The organism is Acidovorax sp. YS12 (assembly GCA_021496925.1).
Classification (GTDB): domain Bacteria; phylum Pseudomonadota; class Gammaproteobacteria; order Burkholderiales; family Burkholderiaceae_C; genus Paenacidovorax.
In genome coordinates, this window is record CP053915.1 from 4,686,546 (window position 1) to 4,705,923 (window position 19,378).

Annotated in this window: 14 protein-coding genes; 10 read left to right on the top strand and 4 right to left on the bottom strand. The window is 71.6% G+C overall.

From position 1 onward, the window contains the following. Positions 1-324 precede the first annotated feature (324 nt). Positions 325-4,362, bottom strand: coding sequence for a molybdopterin-dependent oxidoreductase (locus tag YS110_20980; GenBank protein ID UJB67065.1), 4,038 nt, complete (start codon positions 4,360-4,362; stop codon positions 325-327). A 308-nt stretch (positions 4,363-4,670) separates the two neighbouring features. Here YS110_20980 and YS110_20985 point away from each other — a divergent pair, with 308 nt between their 5' ends. Genes YS110_20985 through tsaD form a run of 3 tightly spaced genes read left to right on the top strand, consistent with a single transcriptional unit; the run spans position 4,671 to position 7,925 of the window. Beyond that, positions 4,671-6,365 carry a PAS domain S-box protein gene (locus tag YS110_20985; protein ID UJB67066.1) on the top strand — a complete coding sequence of 565 codons (1,695 nt, stop codon included), beginning with the start codon at positions 4,671-4,673 and terminating at the stop codon, positions 6,363-6,365. Positions 6,366-6,394: 29 nt separating this feature from the next. After that, a complete protein-coding gene (locus YS110_20990; GenBank protein ID UJB67067.1) occupies positions 6,395-6,835 on the top strand; it encodes a CBS domain-containing protein in 441 nt (146 codons plus the stop codon). A 46-nt stretch (positions 6,836-6,881) separates the two neighbouring features. Next, entirely contained in the window at positions 6,882-7,925 is a 1,044-nt protein-coding gene (gene tsaD / locus YS110_20995; GenBank protein ID UJB67068.1) for a tRNA (adenosine(37)-N6)-threonylcarbamoyltransferase complex transferase subunit TsaD, read from the top strand. 134 nt (positions 7,926-8,059) lie between these two features. Here tsaD and YS110_21000 read toward each other — a convergent pair whose 3' ends face one another. Beyond that, positions 8,060-8,434, bottom strand: coding sequence for an Hsp20 family protein (locus tag YS110_21000; GenBank protein ID UJB67069.1), 375 nt, complete (start codon positions 8,432-8,434; stop codon positions 8,060-8,062). Between the two features lie 94 nt (positions 8,435-8,528). Here YS110_21000 and YS110_21005 point away from each other — a divergent pair, with 94 nt between their 5' ends. Beyond that, positions 8,529-9,797: a branched-chain amino acid ABC transporter substrate-binding protein gene (locus YS110_21005; GenBank protein UJB67070.1), complete on the top strand. Its 1,269-nt coding sequence runs from the start codon at positions 8,529-8,531 to the stop codon at positions 9,795-9,797. Between the two features lie 114 nt (positions 9,798-9,911). Here YS110_21005 and YS110_21010 read toward each other — a convergent pair whose 3' ends face one another. Beyond that, positions 9,912-10,991: a YeiH family putative sulfate export transporter gene (locus YS110_21010; GenBank protein UJB67071.1), complete on the bottom strand. Its 1,080-nt coding sequence runs from the start codon at positions 10,989-10,991 to the stop codon at positions 9,912-9,914. A 79-nt stretch (positions 10,992-11,070) separates the two neighbouring features. Between YS110_21010 and YS110_21015 the strand changes: the two genes are divergently transcribed. The 6 genes from YS110_21015 to YS110_21040 all read left to right on the top strand — a co-directional run bounded on the left by YS110_21015 (position 11,071) and on the right by YS110_21040 (position 16,772). Next, a complete protein-coding gene (locus YS110_21015) occupies positions 11,071-11,970 on the top strand; it encodes a LysR family transcriptional regulator (GenBank protein UJB67072.1) in 900 nt (299 codons plus the stop codon). 133 nt (positions 11,971-12,103) lie between these two features. Beyond that, positions 12,104-12,667 carry a hypothetical protein gene (locus tag YS110_21020; GenBank protein ID UJB67073.1) on the top strand — a complete coding sequence of 188 codons (564 nt, stop codon included), beginning with the start codon at positions 12,104-12,106 and terminating at the stop codon, positions 12,665-12,667. Between the two features lie 26 nt (positions 12,668-12,693). Continuing rightward, positions 12,694-13,356, top strand: a complete 663-nt coding sequence (locus YS110_21025) for an ABC transporter ATP-binding protein (protein ID UJB67548.1) — start codon at positions 12,694-12,696, stop codon at positions 13,354-13,356. Continuing rightward, on the top strand, positions 13,353-14,576 hold the full coding sequence (locus YS110_21030; protein UJB67074.1) for an ABC transporter permease: 1,224 nt from the start codon (positions 13,353-13,355) through the stop codon (positions 14,574-14,576). Before YS110_21025 ends, YS110_21030 begins: the two co-directional genes overlap by 4 nt. A gap of 187 nt (positions 14,577-14,763) precedes the next feature. Then, positions 14,764-15,522 carry an outer membrane lipoprotein-sorting protein gene (locus YS110_21035; GenBank protein UJB67075.1) on the top strand — a complete coding sequence of 253 codons (759 nt, stop codon included), beginning with the start codon at positions 14,764-14,766 and terminating at the stop codon, positions 15,520-15,522. Between the two features lie 17 nt (positions 15,523-15,539). Beyond that, on the top strand, positions 15,540-16,772 hold the full coding sequence (locus YS110_21040) for a hypothetical protein (GenBank protein UJB67076.1): 1,233 nt from the start codon (positions 15,540-15,542) through the stop codon (positions 16,770-16,772). A gap of 104 nt (positions 16,773-16,876) precedes the next feature. On the opposite strand, the gene YS110_21045 is transcribed toward YS110_21040, so the two are convergent. Next, positions 16,877-19,279 (bottom strand): TonB-dependent siderophore receptor, encoded by a 2,403-nt coding sequence (locus YS110_21045; GenBank protein ID UJB67077.1) that lies wholly within the window; start codon positions 19,277-19,279, stop codon positions 16,877-16,879. Positions 19,280-19,378 lie beyond the last annotated feature (99 nt).

A 19,378-nucleotide genomic window follows, 5' to 3' on the forward strand; every position in this document is an offset into this window, starting at 1 on the left:
ACGCAGGAAGCGTGCCAGCCGCAATGCGCGTGCCGTGCCGCACTTTGGTGCACTGGGACGCAGTTTCCGCTATGTTTTTGGGAGCTTTCAGCGCTTGCCTGGAAACGAATCCAGGTAAGAAGTGATGTGAAACCCTTGCTGGGAAAGCGCCAGCAGCTATCGAATCAAGAGCTTGCACCAGATCCCCCCATGAAACTGGCGCGGCCGAGGGCCAGCGGACGCCGCGCAAGGGCCGCCCCGCCGCGCGGGCGTCGTACCCCTGCCCGCAGCGCGCAGCGCTGCGAGAGCGGGGGGAAGCGGCGCAGCCGCTCAGGGGGGGGCCCTCTAATAAACATCGCGCAGGTAGCGCTTCTCCCGGCCCAACTGCGCGATCCATGCGCGCGCGCCGTCGGCATCCATGCCGCCGTGCGTGCAGGCGATGCCGGCCAGCGCGGCCTCCACGTCGCGCGCCATGCGCGCGGCGTCGCCGCAGACGTAGAACGCCGCACCGTCCTGGAGCCAGGCCCAGAGTTCGGCGCCTTGTTCGCGCATGCGGTCCTGCACGTACACCTTGTCCGCCTGGTCGCGCGAGAAGGCGGTGTCCAGCCGGTGCAGGTGGCCGCTGCGCTGCCAGGCGAGCAGTTCGTCGCGGTAATAGAAGTCGGTGGCGGCGCGCTGTTCGCCGAAGAACAGCCAATGGCGCCCGCGCGCGCCCACGGCCTGGCGCTCTTGCAGGAAGGCGCGGAACGGCGCCACGCCGGTGCCCGGGCCCACCATGACCATGGCGCGCGCGGTGTCGGCGGGCGGGCGGAAGTGCGCGCTGCGCTGCACGAAGACGGGCAGCGGCGCGCCGCCCGTGCGCTCGGCCAGGAAGGTGGAGCACACGCCACCCTGCACGGTGGAGACGGTGAGGTGCACCTCGCCCGGGTGCGCCTTGGGGCTGGAGGCGATGGAGTACAGGCGCGGCTGCAAGGGCCGCAGGGCCTGCGCCCAGGCTTGGGCGTCCATTTGCACCGCATCGGGGCGGGCTGCGAGCAGTTCGGGCAGGAAGCCGCCTGCCGCCTGCTCGCCGGCGATGCGGCGCAGCAGCGCGGGCGTGGGACGCGCAATGTCGAGGTGGCGCAGCAGCGCCTCGCGCAGCGGCAGCGCGCCGGCCGTGGGCAGCTCCACGGGCGCATCGGGCGGCAGGCGCAGTTGCGCGAGCAGCGCATCCACGCGCGCGGGGTCGTTGCAGGGCCAGACGCCGAGCGCGTCGCCCGCCTCGTAGGCCGGGCCGTCCGCGCCCAGGGCGATGACGTGCTGGCGCACGTCCTTTTGCGAGCCTGCAGCGTTCAGGCGGGTGTTGCCCACGTGGCGCGCGGCGTAGGGCTGCTTGCGGCTCCAGGTGCTGGCGGCGGGCGGGGCCGCAGGGGGGGCCGTGGCTGCCGTGGTTGCTGTAGTTGCGGGGGCGGATTCGGCGGCGCCGAGCGCGCCGGCCACGGCCTCCAGCCACGGCGCGGCGGCGGGCTCGAAGTCCGGCTCGCAATCGGCACGCGCGTGCAGGCGCTGCGCGCCCAGGGCGTGCAGGCGTTCGTCGAGCTGGCGGCCGAAGCCGCAGAACTGCGCGTAGGACGAATCGCCCAGCGCCAGCACGGCGAAGCGCGTGCCCTCCAGGCGCGGCATGGCGGGCGCCTGCAGCGCGGCCCAGAAGCTGCCCGCGCTGTCGGGCGCGTCGCCGTCGCCGAAGGTGCTGGCGATGCACAGCACGCAGGGCGTGCGCGCCAGGCGCGCGGGCTCGAAGGCGTTCATCTCGGCCAGCTCCACGGCGTGGCCGCGCGCGCGCAACTGCGCGGCGGCGCGCTGCGCCAGCCCTTCGGCGTTGCCGGTTTGCGAGGCCCACAGGACGGCGACGGGCAGGGCGGCGGATGCGGGCGCGGCCACGGCGGCGGCAGCGGCCTGCACGCCGGGCGCGCGCGAGAACAGGCCCGCCAGCAGCCCATCGACGCGCAGCCGCGCTGCGCGCGCCAAGGGCGCCGAGGGCGGCAGCACCGGCACGCTGCCGGGCGCCAGGCCGCCGGGCGTGCGCAGGGCGTGCAGAAAGCCTTGCAGGTAGGTCTGCGCGTCTTCGTCCAGCGCCAGGGCGGGCGCGGCGGCGGGCAGGCCCAGGGCGTGGGCCAGGGGTTCCAGCGCGGCATCGGCGGCGGCCAGGGCGAGGGTGGGGGCAGGGGTGTCTTGCATGGCGGTAGTGGAGGGTGAAACGGCGGCGGCCACGCGGGCCAGTGCCACGGCGCAGTGCTTGAGTTCGGGCTGCTGCGAGTCCGGGTCGGTGGCGTTGCAGGTCAGCGCGTTGATGGCGAGGTGGTCGCCGAACACGTCACTCCAGTGGAACGGCGCGAAGCACTGGCCCGGCGCGCTGCGGTCGGTCAGCACGGCGGGCAGCACGGCGCGGCCGCGGCGCGAGCGCAGCTCCACCGCGTCCCCGGCGGCGATGCCCAGGGCCTGCGCGTCCTGCGGGTGGATCTCGACGAACGGGCCGGGGTTGAGCTTGTTCAGCGTGGGCACCTTGCCGGTCTTGGTCAGGCTGTGCCACTGGTGCTGCACGCGGCCGGTGTTGAGGGTGAAGGGGTAGTCGCCGTCGGGCAGTTCGGCGGGCGGCATCCAGGGCCGGGGCCAGAAGCGCGCGCGGCCGCTGGCGGTGGGAAAGCGCGGGCCTTCTCCGTCATCGGCCAGATAGCGGATAGGGTGGCGGCTGGCTGTGTCGCCCGGCGCGCAAGGCCACTGCAGCGGGCCTTCGCGCGCCAGGCGCGCGTGGCTGGCGCCGCGCAGGTCGTAGCCGGTGGCCGGGTTGGCGAAGCGGCGCAGTTCGTCGAACACCTCGGCGGCGCTGGTGTAGTGGAAGGCGTCGCCGAAGCCCATGGCGCGGGCCACGCGGGCGATGATGTCCCAGTCGGCCAGGGCCTCGCCGGGGGGAGGAACGGCGCGCGGCATGCGCGTGAGGTTGCGCTCGGAGTTGACCATCACGCCCTCGGCCTCGGCCCACAGCGCGCCGGGCAGCAGGATGTCGGCGTGGCGGTTGGTCTCGGTGTCGAGGAAGGCGTCCTGCGCGATCACCAGCGCGGCGCGCCGCAGGGCCTCCACCACGCGGCCGCGGTGCGGCACGGTGGCCACGGGGTTGGTGCAGATGATCCAGCAGGCCTTGATGTGGCCCGTCGCCATGCGCTCGAACATCTCCACCGTGCCGCCGCTGGATTCGGCGCGCAGCGTGCCAGGGGGCAGGCCCCAGGCGGCCTCGCAGAAGGCGCGGTCCTCGGCGTTCAGCGCGCTGCGCTGGCCGGGCAGGCCGGGGCCCATGTAGCCCATCTCGCGCCCGCCCATGGCGTTGGGCTGGCCGGTGAGGCTGAACGGCCCCGCGCCGGGGCGGCAGATGGCGCCCGTGGCCAGGTGCAGGTTGCACAGCGCGTTGGTGTGCCAGGTGCCGTGGATGCTCTGGTTCAGGCCCATGGTCCAGCAGCTCATCCACTCGGGGCCGGCCTCGGCGATCCATGCTGCGGCGGTGCGGATGTCGGCCTCGGCGAGGCCGGTGATCTGCGCCACGCGCGCGGGGGGGAATTCGGCCAGGTGCGCGGGCATGCCGGCCCAGCCCTCGGTGTGGCGCGCGATGAAGGCGTCGTCGATATGGCCGCCCTCGGCCAGCAGGTGCAGCAGGCCGTTGAGCAGCGCCATGTCGGTGCCGGGGCGCAGCGCCAGGTGCAGGTGCGCCTTCTCGGCCGTGGCGCTGCGGCGCGGGTCCACCACGATCAGGCGCGCGCTGGCCTTCACCCGGTCCATCATGCGCAGGAACAGGATGGGGTGGCAGTCGGCCATGTTGGCGCCGGCGACGAAGAACAGGCGCGTGCGGTCGAAGTCGTCATACGCGCCCGGCGGCGCGTCGGCGCCGAGCGAGAGCTTGTAGCCGCTGCTCGCGCCCGCCATGCACAGGCGCGAGTTCGACTCGATGTGCGGCGTGCGCAGCCAGCCCTTGGCGAGCTTGTTGGCGAGGTACTGCGCTTCCAGCGACATCTGGCCCGAGACGTAGAGCGCGATGGCGTCCGGCCCGTGCGCGTCCCGCACCGCGCGCAGGCGGCGGGCGGCTTCGGCGATGGCCTGGCCGATGGGGCTGCGCACAGGCTCCTGGCCGCGCGCCTGGCGCACGTAGGCGCTGTCGAGGCGGCCGGGCGCGGTGAGGGGCTGGGCACAGGTCTGGCCCTTGGTGCACAGGCGCCCCTGGTTGGCGGGGTGCAGCTTGTCGCCCTTGACCTGGATGACGCGCCGGCCCTCCACTTCGAGCACGATGCCGCAGCCCACGCCGCAGTAGGGGCAGACGCTGCGCACCTGCTGGCGCGCGGAGGGGCTGGGCTGGCTCATGCGAAAGGCTCCGGCAAAAAAAATGCGCCCGCAGGCGCGCCGGAAACCAGGCCGATGCACGCCGTGCGGACGCCGTTGTCCGTGGGGGGCGCGCCTGCATCGGCACGCCTTGCCCCGGGTCAAAGCACGAGCCGTGCCAGAAAAAAGCCGCCGGGCGTGCGCCATGCTGGTGCGCCGGGATACAGGGTTTGCATGTGCTTGAAAGTGCTTGGGCCAAACGAAAACATCGTTACATAATGCGAACGCCTCTCTCGGCACCTCGGGCCGGGAGCGATGGAAAAGCGACATTTCCTGGAAAGGAGCGCCTCATGCGAACGAATTTGCCCGTCAGCACGCAGGAGTACCCGTTTCCCAGGGGGCAGACCCTGGTTTCCACCACTGACCTGAAGGGGCGCATCCTCTACTGCAACCCCAGTTTCATCGAGGTCAGTGGCTACGAGCGCGAGGAGCTGCTGGGCCAGCCGCACAACATCGTGCGCCACCCCGACATGCCCGAAGAAGCCTACCGCGACATGTGGCAGACCATCGCCAGCGGCCAGCCCTGGTCGGCCCCGGTGAAGAACCGGCGCAAGGACGGCGATTTCTACTGGGTGATGGCCAACGTCACCCCTCTGATGGACGGCGACCGGCCCTCGGGCTACATGTCGGTGCGCACCGAGGCCACGCGCGCGCAGATCCAGGCCGCCGAGCGCCTGTACCAGACCCTGCGCTCCGAGAAGGAGGCGGGCCGCAAGGTACACATGCTGCGCGCGGGCAACCCGGTGCGGGTGGATGCCTGGGGACGCTGCTGCGCGTTGCTGCTGCCCGGCATGCTGGGGCGGCTGGTGCTGACCGCGCTGGCGGTGCTGGGCGTGGCGTTCGTGGCCGCCCTGGTCAGCGGGCAGCGCCTGCATATGGGCGCTGCCGTGGCCTGGGGCGTGGCCCTGGCGCTCACGTGCGCGATTGCCGGCTTCGCCTACCGCATGGCCGTGGTGCCCCTGGTGCAGTTGGTGCGGCAGGCCAACCGGCTGGCCGCGGGCGACCTGACGCAGCGCGTGAACGTCAAGCACAGCGGCGTCGTCGGCGACCTGGAGAAAGCCCTGGCCCAGCTGGGCGTGAACCTGCAGTCGGTGGTGCGCGATGCGCGCGACGAAAGCGACAAGATGCAGGTGTCCAGCTCCGAGATCGCGCAGGACAACCGCGACCTGTCGGCGCGCACCGAGGTGCAGGCCGCCAACCTGGAGGAAACCGCCGCGTCGATGGAGCAGATCACCGGCACCGTCAAGCTGACCACGGAATCCGCCAGCCAGGCCATGCAATTGGCCAGCCAGGCCACGTCGGTGAGCGAGCGCAGCAGCAGCGCGGTGGACGGCGTGGCGCACACCATGCAGCAGATCGAGGCGGCGTCGGTGCGCATTGGCGAGATCACGCAGCTGATCGACAGCATCGCCTTCCAGACCAACATCCTGGCGCTCAATGCCGCGGTGGAGGCGGCCCGCGCGGGCGACCAGGGGCGCGGGTTCGCCGTGGTGGCCAGCGAAGTGCGCAGCCTGGCGCAGCGCTCGGCCAGCGCCGCCAAGGAGATCCGCCAGCTCATCGGCGACTCGGCCGCGCGGGTGCATGAGGGCCATGAGAAAACCGGCGCCGCGCAGCGCACCATGGCCGAGTCGCTGGCCCTGGTGCGGCGCGTGAACACCTGTATCGGCGAGATCCACAGCGCCTCCAGCGAGCAGCTCACCGGCATTTCGCAGGTCAATTCCGCCGTGGTGCAACTGGACCTCATCACCCAGCAGAACGCGGCGCTGGTGCAGCACAACGCGGCGCTGGCTCAGGCCCTGCAGGCCCAGGCGCAGACCATGGCCGAGACGGTGCACGTGTTCCGCCTCGACGCGGCGGGGCAGGCGCCGCAGGCCGACGCCGTGGCCCTGCGCCGGGCCATGAAAGGCCAGCGGCAGGCGGCAGGCCCCGCACCGGCCACCCGGACTATCGATCACCCTGTTGCATCCGGCCTGCAGTTGGGCTGAAATGGGCCTTCACTTCACGGGAGGCTTCCATGACCATCGTCTCTGACATCCTGAAATCCAAGTCCAGCAATGCCATCCACCGTATCGCGCCCGGCGACTCGGTGCTCGATGCGCTCAAGTTGATGGCCGAGAAAGGCATTGGCGCGCTGCTGGTGATGGAGGGGCAGGACATCGTCGGCATCGTCACCGAGCGCGACTACGCGCGCAAGATTGCCCTGCTCGGGCGCACCTCGGCTGCCACGCTGGTGCGCGACGTCATGACGCGCGACGTGCTGTACGTGCGCCCCAGCCAGAGCAGCGAGGAGTGCATGGCCATCATGACCGGCAACCGCCTGCGCCACCTGCCGGTGGTGGACGACGCGGGCCAGTTGCAAGGCCTGATCTCCATCGGCGATCTGGTCAAGGACATCATCTCGGCGCAGAAATTCATCATCGATCAACTGCAGCACTACATCAGCGGCGGGCGCTGACTACGCCCGGCCCGCGTGCCATGGGACACGCCCTACACTCGCGGGCATGAGCTTGCTGATTCTGGGGATCGAATCCTCCTGCGATGAAACCGGCGTGGCCCTGGTCGAAGCCCAGGGCGGCGCGCACGTGCCGCGCCTGCTGGCCCACGCGCTGCACAGCCAGATCGAGATGCACCAGGCCTACGGCGGCGTGGTGCCGGAGCTGGCCAGCCGCGACCACATCCGCCGCGTGCTGCCGCTGGCCGAGGCGGTGTTCGCCGAGGCCGGGCGCGCGCTCGGCGCGGTCGATGTCGTGGCCTTCACGCGCGGGCCGGGCCTGGCCGGGGCGCTGCTGGTGGGCGCGGGCGTGGGCTGCGCGCTGGGCGCGGCGCTGGGCAGGCCCGTGCTCGGCGTGCACCACCTGGAGGGGCATTTGCTGTCACCCTTCCTCAGCGCCGATCCGCCCGAATTCCCGTTCGTCGCCCTGCTGGTGTCCGGCGGCCACACGCAATTGATGCGCGTGGACGGCGTGGGCCAGTACGCGCTGCTGGGCGAAACCATCGACGACGCGGCGGGCGAGGCCTTCGACAAGTCGGCCAAGCTGATGGGCCTGGGCTATCCGGGCGGGCCGGCGCTGTCGCGCCTGGCGCAGCAGGGCGACCCTGCCGCATTCGCCCTGCCGCGCCCGCTGCTGCACAGCGGCGACCTGGACTTTTCCTTCGCCGGGCTGAAGACCGCCGTGCTCACCCAGGCGCGCAAGCTGGGCGACCAGCTGGAGGCGCGCAAGGCCGACCTGGCGGCCAGCACCCAGGCGGCCATCGTCGAGGTACTGGTGAAGAAAACGCTGAAGGCCTTGCGCCAGACCGGGCTGCAGCGCGTGGTGGTGGCGGGCGGCGTGGGCGCCAACCGCCTGCTGCGCGAGCAGCTCGACACCGCCTGCGCGCGCCAGCGCGTGCGCGTGCACTACCCCGAGCTGCACCTGTGCACGGACAACGGCGCCATGATCGCCATGGCCGCTGCCATGCGCCTGCAGGCCGGGCGCGAGCAGGCGCGCCGCGACTACGCCTTCGACGTCAAGCCGCGCTGGCCGCTCGACAGTCTTTGCACATGAAAATGGCCCCCACGCTCCGCCGCTGCGCGGGTCGCTGCCCCCCGAGGGGGCCGCTTTTCATCTTGGGGCGGCCTGGCAATGAAAAACGCCCGCAGCGCAATGCTGGCGGGCGCTAGAAGCTATCAAAAAGAGAGTCAGTCAATCGCCAGGCGCGTGGCTGTTGGTGCCGGGATGCGCTTGGCCAGGGTGAGCGTGAGCACGCCGTTTTCCAGCTTGGCGCTGCTCGCGGCGGCGTCGATCTCGGCGGGCAGCTCCCAGGCACGGCGCACCTGGCGTGGGGCGCCTTCGGTGCTTTGCAGGCGCACGACGGCACCGTCGATGTCGATCTGCAGCTGCTCGCGCGCCAGGCCCGGCACATCGAGCTGCAGCGTGACGGCCTTGTCGTCCTGCTGCACCTGGCAGCCCTGGGGCGTGCTGGCCTGCAGCTGATCCAGCAGGAAGCGCTGCAGCGCCTGGTCGGCGGCACGGGGGGCGAAGGGGCTGCGCTGCATCACGGGGGCGAAGATCATAAGGGTTACTCCTATACACTGCGCGGCGCCCGACGTGGTTGCCGCTTGGTGAAAAGGTAGGTGGCCCGCGCCGCTTTTCAAGAGGAATCCACGCATGAATAAATTGCGCCGCCAGGCCTTGAAATGGGCCGCCGCCGCCCTATGCGGCAGCGCCGCCATGGCCCTGGCGCAGCCCGCCGCGCCGGTGAAGCTGGCGCTGGTCGAGAGCCTGTCCGGGCCGTTCGCCAACACCGGCGAGGCGGTGTACCGCAACCTGCTCTGGGCCACCGAGCGGGTGAACGCGCGCGGCGGCGTCATGCTGCCGGGCGGCGCCCGCCCCCTGGCGCTGACGCGCTACGACAGCAAGGGATCGAGCGAGGAGGCGCTGTCGGCGCTGCGCGCCGCCATCGACGATGGCGCGCGCATCGTCCTGCAGGGCAATTCCTCGGCCACGGCAGCGGTGCTGGTCGAGGCCATCGCCAAGCACAACCAGCGCGAGAGCGCCAGGCGCGTGCTGTTCCTGAACTACTCGGCCGTCGATCCGCAGCTCACCAACGAAAAGTGCAGCTTCTGGCATTTCCGCTTCGATGCCCATGCCGACATGCGCATGGCGGCGCTGATGGAGGTGCTGCGCGCCGACCAGGGCGTGCGCAGCGCGTACCTGATCGGGCAGGACTACAGCTTCGGCCAGGCGGTGCTGCGCGAGGCGCGGCGCCAGCTCGCCGCGCAGCGGCCCGACGTGGCCATCGTCGGCGACGAGCTGCACCCCGTGGGCCGGGTCAAGGACTTCGCGCCCTACGCCGTCAAGATCAAGGCCAGCGGCGCGCAGGCGGTCATCACCGGCAACTGGGGCAACGACCTGACGCTGCTCGTCAAGGCCGCGCGCGACGTGGGCTACGAGGGCCGCTTCTACACCTTCTACGGCAATGCCCTGGGCGCGCCGGCCGCGCTGGGCGAGGCCGGCGTGGGCAAGGTGGTGGCCGTGGCCGACTGGCTGCCCAACGTGCCGGGCGCGCCCAGCGAGGCGTTCTACCGTGCCTTCCGCGCGCGTTTCCCGCAGCCGCAGGACGACTACGTGCACCTGCGCATGCAGCTCATGGTGGAGGCCCTGGCCCAGGCCATCGAACGCGCGGCCAGCCTCGACGCGGTGGCCGTGGCGCGGGCGCTGGAGCAGGCCCAGGTGCGGATGGCGGGCCACGGCGGCTTCATGCGCGCGCAGGATCACCAGTTCCAGCAGGCCCTGGCGGTGGGCGTGATGGACCGGCAGGGCACCCCGGGCGTGCCGTTCGACGTGGAAGGCTCGGGCTACGGCTTTCGCGTGGTGCGCCAGATCCCTGCGGCCCAGGCACAGCTACCCACCAGTTGCCGGATGCAGCGGCCCTGAAGTGACACGACCCCCCCCTGAGCGGCCAGCGCGGCGGGGCGGCCCTTGCGCGGTTGCCCGCGCATGGGCCGCCCCGGTTTCGTGTGCGGCGGGTGGCGCGCAACGCAACTGACATTACAGCCATTGCGGCAGATAGTGGCTCAGCGCCAGCCCGGCCACCAGCAGCCACGCGAACAGGGCGGCGGCCAGCAGCAAGGGCTTGAGGCCCGCGGCCCGCACGGCCTGCACGTGGGTGGTCAGCCCCAGGGCCGCCATGGCGATGGCGAGCAGCAGGTCGTCGAGCTGCACGCCGGCATGCACCACGGCGGCGGGCAGCACGCCCAGCGAATGCACCCCGGCCATGGCAACGAAGCCCAGCGCGAACCAGGGAATGGTGATGGCGCCGTGGCCCACCGCGTGCTGCCCCTGCATGCGCGCCGCGCGTGCCTGGCTGGCAGAGAGCGCGAGCAGGAATGGCGCCAGCATCATCACCCGCACCATCTTGGCGATCACCGCCGTGCTGGCGGCCTCGGGGCCCACGGCCGCGCCAGCGGCCACTACCTGCGCCACCTCGTGCACCGTGGCGCCCACGTACAGGCCGTAGTGCTGCGCGTTGGCGGGTAGCCAGCCGTGTGCCGCGTTCCAGTGGAACAGCGCGGGGTACAGAAAGGTGCCCAGGGTGCCGAACACCACCACCGTGGCGATGGCCACCGCCACGTCCTGCGCCCGGCCCCTGGCCACTGGTGCGGCGGCCAGCACGGCGGCGGCGCCGCAGATGGAGCTGCCCGCACCGATCAGCAAGGTGGTGCGCCGGTCCAGCCCCAGCACGCGCTGGCCCAGCCAGCAGGCCAGGCCGAAGGTGCTGGCGAGCACCAGCGCGTCGGTGGCCACGCCGCTCCAGCCGACCTGCGCGATGTCCTGGAACGTCAGGCGCAGGCCGTACAGCACGATGCCCGCGCGCAGGAGCTGCTGCTTGGCCAGGGCCACGCCGGGGCCGCAGGGCCGCGCCAGGCGCGGGTACAGCGTGTTGCCCAGCAGCAGGCCGGCGACGAGGGCCAGCGTCAGCGCGCCCAGCCCGTGCCGGGCGAACCAGGGCTGCCGCGCCAGCCACAGCGCGCCGGCGGCGATGGCGCCGCCCAGGGCCAGCCCGGGCGCGGCCCGGGCGATGGCGGGAGGAAAAACGGGGGGAGCGCGCAGGCTGCGTAGGGAGGGCATGCCCGGACTGTAGGGAGACTGGTTATATTTGTATAACGGATTGTTTATCTAGAGCCTGCCTGTTGAACAGGTTGATGCCATGCTCCACCTCACCCTGCGCCAGCTCGAAATCTTCATCGCCGTGGCGCACAGCGGCTCCACGGTGGCGGCGGCCCCGGTGGTGGCGCTGTCGCAGTCGGCCACCAGCGCGGCGCTGCAGCAGCTCGAAGGCGGCCTGGGTACGCCGCTGTTCGAGCGCGCGGGGCGCGGCCTGGTGCTCAACGACGCGGGGCGCGCGCTGCTGCCGCAGGCGCTGGCGCTGCTGGAGCAGGCGCGGGCCATCGAGCAGGCGTTCGGCGCCCGGGGCGCGGGCCTGCCGGTGCGCCTGCGCGTGGCGGCCAGCACCACCATCGGCAGCTACGTGCTGCCCCGCGTGCTGGCTGCCCTGGCGCGCAGCCACCCGCAGGTGAGCGTGGACCTGCACATCGGCAACACGCGCGAGGTGGCCGAGGCCGTGCAGGCGCTGCAGGCCGATCTGGGGCTGATCGAAGGGGCCAGCCACTGGCCGGGGCTGGAGACGGCGCCCTGGCTGCGCGACGAACTGGTGCTGGTGGCCGCGCCGGACGACCCGCTGGCCCAGGCGGCGCGCCAGCGCCCGCTGGGCCTGGCGGCGCTGCGCCGCGCGCGCTGGCTGCTGCGCGAGCAGGGTTCCGGCACGCGCGAGATGGTGGAGCACGCCCTGCTGCCGCGCCTGCACCAGCTGGCTTCGGCGGCCACGCTGGGCAGTTCCGAGGCCATCGCGCACTGCGTGGCGCAGGGGCTGGGCATCAGCTGCCTGTCGCGCGTACTAGTGCAGCCGCTGCTCGACAGCGGGGCCCTGGTGCTGCTGCCCACGGTGCTGCCGCGCATGTGGCGGCATTTTTCGCTGCTGCAGCGCGCGGGCCGCCAGCCCTCGCCGGCGCTGGCGGCTTTCGTGCAGGCCTGCCGGGCGCACGGGTAGGCCGCGCGCCATTTGGCGGCGGGCCGCCGCGCTTCGCGCCGCTGGGCACGTGTTTCGTCGCATGCCTGCTGCGGGGCGGGGCGGCGCTCTCGACACTGGCGCCATGTTCCACCCTCGCCGACACGCCCGCGCCATGCGCCCATCGCCCTTCACCCACATGGCCTGTGCCGCCGTGCTCGCCGCCGCGGCCTGCAGTGCCCAGGCCGCGCCGGACGCGCAGTTTGTCCCGGCCTTCCAATCGTTCCTGCTGGCCTCCGAAGGCCAGGACGCCGCACTGGCCTCCGCGCTGGCGGGCTTTGGCGCCCTCTCGCAGGCCGAGCCCGCCAGCCCCGTGCTGCTGGCCTACCGGGGCGCCGCCACGGCCATGCAGGCCCGCACCACCTACCTGCCCTGGCGCAAGATGGCCTACGCCGAAGACGGCCTGGCCCTGCTGGACAAGGCGCTGGCCATGCTGCAGCCCGCGCATGACGCCCCGGGGCAGCGGCAGATTCCCGCCGTGCTGGACGTCAAGCTGGTGGCGGCCAACACCTTCCTCGCACTGCCCGCGATGATGAACCGGCGCGACCGGGGCGTGAAGCTGCTGGGCGAGGTGGCGCGCAGCCCGCTGCTGCCATCGGCTCCCCCCGCGTTCCAGGAGAGCGTGCGCAAGGCCCTGGACAAGGCGCGGCTGGCGCCGGACGGAAAGGCGCGCCCATGAGCCGCAGACCTTTGCACGAAGGCGCCGTGGTGCGTCTGCACGGCGTGCGCAAGACCTACCGCCTGGGCGCGCATGTGATTCCCGCCCTGCAGGGGGTGGACCTCGCGGTGCAGCGCGGCGAGCTGCTGGCGCTCACCGGCCCTTCGGGCAGCGGCAAGAGCACGCTGCTGAACCTGTGCGGCCTGATCGACACGCCCGACGCGGGCGAAATCGTCCTCGGCGGCACCCCGGTGCAGGGGCTGGACGAACAGGCCCGCACCCTGCTGCGGCGCGATGCGCTGGGCTTCGTGTTCCAGGGCTTCAACCTCGTGCCCGTGATGACCGTGGCCGAGAACGTGGACTACCCGCTGTTCCTGGCCGGCGTGCCTGCCGCCGAGCGGCGCGAGCGCGTGGCGCAGCAGCTTGCCGCCGTGGGCCTGCAGGCGCATGCGCACCACCGCCCCGACGCGCTCAGCGGCGGCCAGCGCCAGCGCGTGGCGATAGCGCGCGCGCTGGTCAAGCGGCCCCGGCTGGTGATTGCCGACGAACCCACGGCCAGCCTGGACTCGCATACCGCCGACCAGGTGCTCGACCTGATGCGCGAGCGCGGCCAGGCCGAGGGCGCGGCCTTCGTGATCGCCACCCACGACGGGCGCCTGACGCGCCGCTGCGACCGGGTGGTGGCCTTGCTGGACGGGAGAATCCAATGAACGACTTCTGGACCTGGGTGCGCTTCGCCTGGCACAACTGCCTGCGCAACCTGCGCCGCTCGCTGGTCACCACCGCGATCGCCATGCTGGGCACGGCGGCCATCCTGCTGGCCGGGGGCTTTGCGCTGTTCACCTACGACAGCCTGGCCCAGGCCTCGGCGCGCGACACCGGCCACCTGGTAGTGGGCACGCCCGCGCACTTCGCGCAGGACGAAGACGTGCCGCTGCAAAACGGGCTGGACGCCGTGGCAGCCCTGCGCGGCACGCTGCTGGCCGATCCGGCCGTGCGCCATGTGCTGCCCCGGGTGGCGTTCAGCGGGCTCGTCAGCAACGGCGACAAGAGCGTGGTCATGCTGGCCCAGGGCGTGGAGCCCGACAGCGAATTCGCCGTCAAGGGGCCGTTCCTCACCGTGCGCAGCGGCCACCTGCTGGAGAGCGGCGCAGCGCAGCCGCAGGTGATGCTGGGCGACGACCTGGCGCGCAGCCTCAAGGCCGGGCCGGGCAGCAGCCTCACGCTGCTGGCCAGCACCACCGAGGGGGCGATGAACGCCATTGACGTGGTGGTGACCGGCACCTTCACCACCGGCGTGCCGGAGATGGACAAGCGCGCCGTGTACACCAGCGTGCAGGTGGCGCAGCAACTGCTGGTCACGCAGCGCGTCTCCAGCCTGGGCGTGTTCCTCGACCGCATCGAGGCCACCGAGGCCGCGCGCGAACGCCTGGCCGCGCAACTGCCGCAACTGCAGGTGCAGACCTGGGAGCAGCAAGCGGTGTTCTACCAGGCGGTGCGCGGCCTGTACAACCGCATCTTCGGGGCGCTGGGGCTGATCATCGCGGTCATCGTCGTCTTCGTCGTCACCAGCGCCATGGCCATGGCCGTGATCGAGCGCACCCGCGAAATCGGCACACTGCGCGCCCTGGGCACCCTGCCGTCGCAACTGCTGCGCAGCCTGGGGCTGGAGGGCATGCTGCTGGGCGGCTTGGGCGCCCTGGCGGGCGCGGCGGTGGCGCTGGCCGTGTCGGGGCTGCTGCACGTCTTTCCGGTGCAGATGCCGCCGCCGCCCGGGCGCAGCGAAGGCTACCCGCTGCTCATCCACTTCTCGCCCACGCTGTACGCGCTGACCATGGTGGCCATGGTGGGGCTCACGCTGCTGGCCTCGGTGCTGGTGGCGCGCAAGACGGTTCACATGCCGGTGGTCGAAGCCCTGGCCCATACCTGAATGGAACGACACCCCCCTGAGCGGCTGCGCCGCTTCCCCCCGCTCTCGCCACGCTGCGCGTGGCGGGCAGGGGGACGCCGCCAGCGCGGCGGGGCGGCCCTTGCGCGGCGTCTGCTGGCCTAGGCCGCGCCGGTTTCATGGGCTGTGGGCGGCGCGTGGCGCCATGGATAACTGAAAGGAAGCTCTCATGTCTCTTGCTTTGGGAAAGCACCCGGCGCGCCTGCTGGGCCTCGTGGCCGCGGCCCTGGCCTGGCCCGCCGTGGCGCAGAACGTGGACGCCATGCTGCGCGACGCCGACCGCTACCGCACTGGCGCCGACAACCTGCAGGTGGACACCCTGGTGCAGTCGTACAAGACCGACGGCACGCTCGACAAGGAGCGCCGCTACACCGTGTTCGCGCAGCAGGACCGCCGTACCCTGGTGCTGATGCAAAGCGCCGCCGAGAAAGGCCAGAAGGTGCTGATGCTGGGCGACGACTTCTGGCTGCTCATGCCCAGCAGCCAGCGGCCCATGCGCATCACGCCCATGCAGAAGCTGCTGGGTGATGCCTCCACCGGCGACATCGCCACCATGCGCTGGAGCGGCGACTACACCGCCACCCTGGTGGGCGAGGAGCCCTGCCAGCCGGATGAAGCCCGGGCCTGCTACCGCCTGGCCCTGCAGGCCGCGCGCAAGGGCGTGACCTACCAGCGCGTGGAACTGTGGCTGGCCCGGCAGCGCCACGAGCCGGTGCGTGCGCAGCTCTACGTGCAGTCGGACAAACTGGCCAAGACCGCGCACTTCGAGCTCGACGCCAGCCGCAGCCAGGTGGATGCCATGGTGCTGATCGACCAGTTGGGCCAGCAGCGGCAAACGCGCATCCGCTACCTGCAGCGCAAGGAGCGCACGGTGCCGGAGGAGTGGCTCAACCCCATGTTCCTGGCGCGCAGCCCGGTGCTGGAATGACGGGGTGCTGCAACCGGTTGGCGTTGCTGCTGTGCGCCGCCATGGCCATGGTGCCGGCGGCGGGCGGCGAGCTACGCGGCAGTTGGCAAGGCTATTGGCTGGCGCGCAGCGCGGCGCAGGCCGGGCCGCTGGCCCAGGCGCATGCGCTGCTGCCCGCCATCGAGGTGGCACCGGCCTCGTCGGGCGTCACGCTGGCCCAGCTGCAGGGCAGTGCCGCCTGGGGCGGGCTGCAGTGGCATGCCGACGTGGTGGCCCAGGCCGAGCGCCCCGAAGGTGGCCCCAGCCACACCCAGGCCACGGTGATGGAAGGCTACGCCGCCGCCGCCCTGGGCGGCTGGCAGTGGAGCCTGGGGCGCAAGGTGGTCTGCTGGGACGTGGGCTACGGCTTTCGCCCCAACGACGTGGTGCAGCAGGAGGTGCGCCGACCGCTCGTGGCTGTGCCCCTGCAGGGGCGGCCGGTGCTGATGGCCGAGCGCTACACGCAGGACGCCGCCTGGAGCCTGGTGGCCGTGAATCCCACGGCCGAAGGCAGCGCTACGGGCGCCCGCGAGCCCGCGCTGGCGGCACGCTGGTACCAGCGCCTGGGTGCGTTGGATGCCTACGCCTTCACCCGCTGGGGCCGGCGCACGGGGGGCAGCCTGGGCGCCGCCTTCGCCTGGGTGGCGAGTGATGCCGTGGAGCTGCACGGCTCGCTGCGCCACATGGCGCGTTTCGATACCTGGGAAGACGCCTCGGCCGCGCCCGGCGCGCTGGCCCTTGCCAGCCCGTGGCGCGCGGCCACCGGCGGCGCCGCGCAGCAGGCGCTGCTGGGCGGCACCTGGACCAACGCGCAGCAGGTGAGCGTGCTGCTGGAAGCCTGGTACGACGGCACGGCGCCCTCGGCGGGCCAGTGGCGGCAGTGGGCGCAGCGCGGGGAGGCGCTGCAGCGCATGGCCACCGCCGGCGCCCCGCCGGCGGCCGTGGCGGGCAACCTGGCGTGGCAGGCGCAGGCGTTCAACGCCTTTGCGTCGCTGCGGCGGCAGAACCTGTTGCTGCGCGGCAGCTGGACCGCCGGGGCGTGGGAGCCCGCGCTGGACATGCTCTACCACCCCGAGGATGGCGGGCGCCTGCTCACGGCGAGCCTGGCGTGGAAAGGGGATCGCTGGCGCTGGGAGGGCGGCCTGCGCGCCAGCGCCGGGCCAGCCTCGGCCGTGCTGCGGCAGTTGCCGGTGCAGCGGCAGGGCTATGTGCAGGCCGGTTGGTCTTTCTGACCAGGCATGCTTTTCTTTTGATAGCTGCTTGCGCTTGGTGGGTAAGGGTTTGAGGTCGATTTCATTGATATTCTTGAAATGGCCTCGCCCGGGCGGCGCCGAGGTCAAAAACTGTATTTCGCGGAAAGGATGAGGTTCCGCGGTGCGCCATAGGTGCCGTAGTTGCTCATCACGCTGGAGTAATACCGCTTGTCCAGGGCGTTGGTGAGGTGCAGGGACACGGCGAGATGTTTGTCGACCTCATAGCGCGCCATCAGATTGACCAGCGCCATGCTGCCTTGCGTGTAGTTGAAAAGACCGCCGCCGCTGATGGCGCTCTGCCAGCTGACCCCGCCACCCACTGTCAGCGGGTTCCACGGGCCTGCAAACCGCCGGGTGGTGAACAGCTTGACCGTCTGCTGGGGCAGATGGCCCAGCGTGCGCTGGCCGTTCTGGTCCACCACGCGCGCGGTGGCATAGCTGGCCGAAACCTGCCAGTTCCTGGTCAGGGCGCCGTTCAGCTCGATCTCGATGCCACGTGTCCTGGTCTTTCCCAGAATCTCGTAGCGGTAGATTTCCGGATTCCAGATGGCGAGGTTGTCCACATTCGACTGGTAGGCATTCGCGCTGGCATGGAAGCGCCCGTCCAGGAAACTGGCCTTGGTCCCGATCTCGTACCCCATGCCCTCTTCCGGATCGACCGCCGCCAGGCCGCTGTAGCGGATCGTGCGCGCCGTCTGGGGCTGGAAGATCTTGGTGTAGCTGCCGTACAGCGACCACGTGCCGTTGAGCGCATGCACCACGCCCAGGTACGGCACGAAGACCTGTTCGCTGCGCTGCGCCGCGTTCGAGCGGTCCGCCGTCCAGTGGGTCAGCCGCGTGCCCAGCAGCAGGCTGGTGGCGTCGCCCAGGCGCAGGCGGGTACTGGCGTAGACGCTCTGGAGCCGTTCCTTCGCGGTGCTCCGGCCTTCATCGGTGAAGGTGGGCGCGGCGGTGCCCGTGGTCCAGTCGTAGATGTTGGCGGCGGAGACGAAGTCGTCGTTGGACCAGTAGTCCGGGCTCTGCGACCGCAGCTGCATGAGGGAGATGCCGGCGATCAATTCGTGACTGCGCCCGAACGCCGCGTATTGCCCCGAGACATAGGCGTCCAGCGTGTTCTGCGTGGGGCGGCTTTCCCAGCGGGCCGGCGATATTTCCGCGCCGTCACCCGTCGCCGCGTCGATGCTGCCGAGGATGCTGTTGACCACACCGTCGTAGCGGTAGCGCGAATGGCCCAGCTCCACTTTCCCTACCCAGCCCGAATCGAAATAGTGCTCCACGGAAGAGAAAACGCCCGTCGAGGCATGGTCGTAGTAGTTCCAGCCGGGGGTGCCGTTGTCGGCAAGGCCGAGGGGAATGCGCTGGCCGTTGCCGAAGAAAAGGGGTCGCCCCATGATGGGCGACCGGGTGTCGCTGGCGAGGTGGCTGAAGCCCGCCGTCACCAGGGTCTTGTCGCCCACGTCGAGTTCGACGATGCCGTAGAGCGACTGGTTCGTCTGCCTGAAACGGTCCACCCACGCATGGCGGCGGCTGGTATCGGCCACCAGCCTGGCGCGGGCCGATGCGCTTTCGTTCAACGGGCCGGAGATGTCCGCCCCGGCCCCCGCGCGGTCCCAGCGGCCGAGTTCCGCCGTGACCGCCCGCTGGGGCGCAACCGTCGGCCGCTTGCGGATCAGGTTGACGGTGGCTGCCGGCGTGCCCAGCCCGTTCATGATGCCGGTGGCGCCGCGCACCAGTTCGATGCGGTCGTAGGACGTCGTGTTGTCCAGGAACGGGCTCATCGTGGACGAAGTCGGCACCCCGTCGATCTGGTAGTTCTGCAGATAGGAGCCGCGCGCATAGACGGCGGGGCCGTCCTGCCCGAAGGTGGTGTGCTGCAAGACGATGCCGGGCGCCGCTTCCAGCGCATCGGCCACCGTGGCCAGGTGCTGGTCGTACAGCCGCTGGCGGGTCAGCACCGAGATCGCCTGCGGCGTTTCCTGCGGCGTCAGGTTCAGGCGGGTGGAGCTGCTGGTGGAGGACGTGGTGTACGCGCCCGTGCCCTCCGTGGTGGACCCGGGGGCCTTGCCGGACACCGTGACTTCGGGCAGCGCCGTCCCGGCGGTGCCGTGGCCGCCTTCGCCGGGCACGGCGGCCTCTGCACCCTGCAGGGGCCTGACGGTCAGTGTCCCGTTCCCGGTCCGGGCGAGCTGCAGGCCGCTGTGGGCCAGTGCTTTCTGCGCGGCCTGCTCGGCGGTGTAGTGCCCATGAATCGCGGGCGACGAGTGGCCGTGCACCAGCGTCGAATCGATGGAGATGCGCGCGCCGCTTTCTTGCGCGATGCGGGTCAAGGTCGCGCCCAGCGCCTGCGGCGGGATGTCATAGGTGCGTGCGGCTGCAGGGACCGTGGCTGGGGCTGGAGATTGGGCGTGTGCGGCCCACGGCGCGCCCGCCAGGAGGCAGGCCGCCAGCACGGCAGGGCGCAAGCCGGAGTGAACAGGTGTTTGCATGGATGTGGTCGGTTCGTTGGCAGGCCCGGATGTGGGCCCTCACGACAAAGGACAGCCGACGACGAAAAAGTGACACCGGCCCGGCAAAAAAAGTTGCCG

Excerpts from the sequence above, each read along its gene's own strand:
- YS110_20980 (UJB67065.1), bottom strand. The coding sequence starts at position 4,362 with ATGAGCCAGCCCAGCCCCTCCGCGCGCCAGCAGGTGCGCAGCGTCTGC.
- YS110_20985 (UJB67066.1), top strand. The coding sequence starts at position 4,671 with ATGCGAACGAATTTGCCCGTCAGCACGCAGGAGTACCCGTTTCCCAGG.
- YS110_20990 (UJB67067.1), top strand. The coding sequence starts at position 6,395 with ATGACCATCGTCTCTGACATCCTGAAATCCAAGTCCAGCAATGCCATC.
- tsaD (UJB67068.1), top strand. The coding sequence starts at position 6,882 with ATGAGCTTGCTGATTCTGGGGATCGAATCCTCCTGCGATGAAACCGGC.
- YS110_21000 (UJB67069.1), bottom strand. The coding sequence starts at position 8,434 with ATGATCTTCGCCCCCGTGATGCAGCGCAGCCCCTTCGCCCCCCGTGCC.
- YS110_21005 (UJB67070.1), top strand. The coding sequence starts at position 8,529 with ATGAATAAATTGCGCCGCCAGGCCTTGAAATGGGCCGCCGCCGCCCTA.
- YS110_21010 (UJB67071.1), bottom strand. The coding sequence starts at position 10,991 with ATGCCCTCCCTACGCAGCCTGCGCGCTCCCCCCGTTTTTCCTCCCGCC.
- YS110_21015 (UJB67072.1), top strand. The coding sequence starts at position 11,071 with ATGCTCCACCTCACCCTGCGCCAGCTCGAAATCTTCATCGCCGTGGCG.
- YS110_21020 (UJB67073.1), top strand. The coding sequence starts at position 12,104 with ATGCGCCCATCGCCCTTCACCCACATGGCCTGTGCCGCCGTGCTCGCC.
- YS110_21030 (UJB67074.1), top strand. The coding sequence starts at position 13,353 with ATGAACGACTTCTGGACCTGGGTGCGCTTCGCCTGGCACAACTGCCTG.
- YS110_21035 (UJB67075.1), top strand. The coding sequence starts at position 14,764 with ATGTCTCTTGCTTTGGGAAAGCACCCGGCGCGCCTGCTGGGCCTCGTG.
- YS110_21045 (UJB67077.1), bottom strand. The coding sequence starts at position 19,279 with ATGCAAACACCTGTTCACTCCGGCTTGCGCCCTGCCGTGCTGGCGGCC.